Source organism: Rhizobacter sp. P2_H3, from assembly GCF_056403355.1.
Map to the genome: position 1 here is coordinate 1 of NZ_JBFUFQ010000365.1, position 3,783 is coordinate 3,783.

Sequence of the window (3,783 nt, forward strand, 5' to 3'; positions counted from 1 at the left end):
GCTCGGCCTGAACCCGAGCGTCAATGCGGTGGCCACCGTGATCATCGTGATCGTCGCCATCTGCGTCGCGGCGGCCAGCCTCTACATCGCGCGCGCCGAGCGGCGCCGCCTCCAGGAAATGAACGCGGCGCAGCGTGGCGCCTGACACCAGAACACCCCGAATCCAACCCCGAGGAGAAAACCGATGAAGTTCGCGAAGCTCTCGACCCTGGCGCTGGCCGTCGCCGCTGCATGGGCAGCCCCCGCCCAGGCGCAGTCGAACAAGGAGTTGATGGACGAGCTGAAGGCGATGAAGCAGCGCATCGCCGACCTCGAGAAGAAGCTCGCGGAGAAGTCGGGCCCCGACGGCAAGCCCGCCGAGAAGCAATGGGGCATGACCCCCGAGCAGGTGCAGGAGTTCAACCGCATCGCCATCAAGACCGAGGCGCTCGAAGACGGGATGGAAGCCCAGGGCCTGAAGGGCCTGAAGATCAGCGGCTACTTCGACCCGAGCTACATCTACAACAAGAACCAGCACCGCGCCGGCTTCCAGTTCCTGAACCGCGTCTCGGACGACGGCTACAACTACGACAACTCCTACTTCGGCGTCGCGAGCCTCGATTTCCAGAAGGAGATGGAAGGCGGCACCAAGTGGCGCCTGACGCTGATGCCCAACCGCGGGGCCGGCTCGATCGCCGACCCGGACGGCAACAGCATCGTGCACGAGGCCTCGGTGTCGATCCCGCTCGGCGACCTGCAGACCCGCTTCATCGCCGGCCAGATCCCCGACTGGTCAGGCTACGAGTACGTGCAGCCGACGCAGACCAAGCTGGTCACGCGCGGCCTGCTGCTCGACTTCACCGAGCCGACCGCCTACACCGGCGCCGGCATGGAGTTCATCCGCGGCAAGTGGGACACCAAGCTGCTGATCGCCAACTACAACAAGACCAAGCAGGGCGCCAACCAGAAATCGCCGGTGTTCGCCTACCGCGTCGACTACTCGAAGGGCGAGTTCAACGGCTTCGGCTTCGCCGGCGTGCATGGCAAGGTCGCCAACTTCTCCGAGAGCGCGATCGACCCGACCACCCTCGAGGTGATCCCGCAGGACGATTCCCGCCTCGACCTGTTCGAGATCGATGGCTACTTCATCCGCGGCGACTGGACGGTGCAGGGCCAGGTCGGCTTCGGCCGGCAGCGCAATGCCTCGATCGTGCCGGCCGCCGACGGCAGCCTGCGCGACGCGCAGTGGTGGGGCCTGTCGGCGCTCGCGGCCTACAAGTTCGAGCCGCGCTTCGAGGGCGTGGTGCGGGCCGACTACATCAACAACAAGAAGAACGGCGGCGGGCTGCTGCAGTACTCGGTGGCCGACGACCGCAACGGCATCGGCCCGGATCCGGCGCTGGGCTGCGCCCCGGGCGCGCTGGTCGACGGCTGCGACGACGGCGCGAACCGCTATGCGCTGGCGGTCGGCTTCAACTACCTGTGGACCCGCAACACGACCCTGAAGGCCGAATACCGGCTCGATCGCGCGACACTGCCGGTGTTCCTGGACACCGGCGACGGCAGCTACAAGAAGAGCAACCACCTGCTGGGCGCGTCAGTCGTGGTGTCGTTCTGATCAAGGTCCTGACGAAGGAGACAGCATGAGCTCGATCGACTGGGCAGCACGCGTGGCCGCATTGCAATTCGACGGCCGCGCCGTGATCAACGGCCAGCGCGTCGCGGCACAGGACGGCGAGACCTTCGGCTGCGTGTCGCCGCTCGACGGCCGCACCCTCACGCAGGTGGCGCGCGGCCGGGCGGCCGACATCGATGCCGCGGTGGCCTCGGCACGCCGCGCCTTCGACGACGGCCGCTGGTCGCGCAAGGCGCCGGCCCAGCGTAAGAAGGTGCTGCAGCGCTTTGCCGAGCTGATCCTCGGCGCGAAGGAAGAGCTGGCCCTGCTCGAGACGCTCGACATGGGCAAGCCGATCAAGTACAGCCTGAGCGTCGACGTGCCCTCCACCGCGCGCTGCATCGCCTGGTATGCCGAGGCGGTCGACAAGGTCTACGACGAGATCGCGCCGACGCCGCAGAGCGCGCTGGCGCTGATCACGCGCGAGCCGATGGGCGTGATCGGCGCGATCGTGCCGTGGAACTACCCGATGATCATGGCCTCGTGGAAGCTCGGCCCGGCGCTCGCTGCCGGCAACAGCGTGGTGCTGAAGCCGAGCGAGAAATCCCCGCTGACCGCCCTGCGCCTGGCCGAGCTCGCGCTGCAGGCCGGGCTGCCCGAGGGCGTGTTCAACGTGGTGCCGGGCTACGGCCACGAGGCCGGCGAGGCGCTCGCGCTGCACATGCAGGTCGATGCGATCGGCTTCACCGGCTCGACGCGCGTGGGCCGCAAGATGCTCGACTACGCCGGGCGCAGCAACCTGAAGCGCGTCTACAACGAGCTCGGCGGCAAGTCGGCCTTCATCGTGTTCCCCGATTTCGACGACCCGGTGCGCGCCGCGCAGACGGTGGCCGGCAGCATGTTCTTCAACCAGGGGGAATCGTGCAACGCGCCGTCGCGCGTGTTCGTGCACGAGAGCATCGCCGACGACTTCGTGAAGACGGTGACGGCCGAGGCGCCGAAGTACCGGCCGGGCAACCCGCTCGATGCCACCACCGAACTGGGCGCGCTGGTCGACGACACCCAGCTGCGCACGGTGCTGGGCTACATCGATGCCGGCCAGAGCGAAGGCGCGCGGCTCGCCGCCGGCGGGCGGCAGGTGCGGCAGGACAGCGGCGGGTACTTCGTCGAGCCGACGGTGTTCGACGGCGTCGCCAACACGATGAAGATCGCGCGCGAGGAGATCTTCGGGCCGGTGCTGTCGGTGATCCGCTTCAAGACCGAGGAAGAAGCGATCGCGATGGCCAACGACAGCGCGTACGGGCTGCAGGCCAGCGTGTGGAGCAGCAACATCAACCGCGCGCACCGCGTGGCGCGGGCGCTGCGCGCCGGCACGGTGCACGTCAACCAGTATGACGAGGACGACATCACGGTGCCGTTCGGTGGCTTCAAGCAGAGCGGCAACGGGCGCGACAAGTCGCTGCATGCGTTCGACAAGTACACCGAGCTGAAGACCACGTGGATCCGGATTGACTGATGAATCCCGGATTGGCATCCGGGCTACGGAGGATTCGATGAATCACTCTCTCAACGAACAGCTGATGGCCCGCAAGGCCGCGGCCACGCCGCGCGGTGTCGGCGTGATGGGCACCTTCTTCGCCGACCATGCCGAGAACGCCGAGCTGTGGGACGTCGAAGGCCGGCGCTTCCTCGACTTCGCCGGCGGCATCGCGGTGATGAACACCGGCCACCGCCACCCGAAGGTGGTCGCCGCGATCGAGGCACAGCTCAAGCGCTTCACCCACACCTGCTACCAGGTCGTGCCCTACGAGGGCTACATCGCGCTGGCCGAGCAGCTCAATGCGCTGACGCCCGGCCGCCATGCGAAGAAGACCGCCTTCTTCAGCACCGGCGCCGAGGCGATCGAGAACGCGATGAAGATCGCCCGCGCCCACACGAAGCGGGCCGGCGTCATCGCGTTCGGCGGCGCGTTCCACGGCCGCAGCCTGTTCGCCGTCGCGCTGACCGGCAAGGTGCAGCCGTACAAGGCCGGCTTCGGCCCCTTCCCACCCGAGATCTACCACGCGCCCTTCCCCGCCGAGGGCACGAGCCTCGCCGACACGCAGAAGGCGCTGCAGCACCTCTTCAAGGCCGACATCGAGCCCTCGCGCGTGGCAGCCATCGTGTTCGAGCCGGTGCAAGGCGAAGGC

3 protein-coding genes are annotated in these 3,783 nt (G+C 67.8%); all 3 read left to right on the plus strand.

Annotated features, from left to right (window positions below; all coding sequences use genetic code 11):
• Positions 1–184: 184 nt before the first annotated feature.
• Entirely contained in the window at positions 185–1,597 is a 1,413-nt protein-coding gene (locus AC1D1T_RS30895; protein WP_465113594.1) for a DUF3138 family protein, read from the plus strand.
• A 25-nt stretch (positions 1,598–1,622) separates the two neighbouring features.
• The gene (locus tag AC1D1T_RS30900) at positions 1,623–3,110 is read left to right on the plus strand and encodes an aldehyde dehydrogenase (protein ID WP_465113595.1); all 1,488 of its coding nucleotides are present in this window, start codon (positions 1,623–1,625) and stop codon (positions 3,108–3,110) included.
• Between the two features lie 37 nt (positions 3,111–3,147).
• On the plus strand, positions 3,148–3,783 hold a 636-nt coding region (locus tag AC1D1T_RS30905), incomplete at its 3' end, for an aminotransferase class III-fold pyridoxal phosphate-dependent enzyme (protein WP_477993213.1).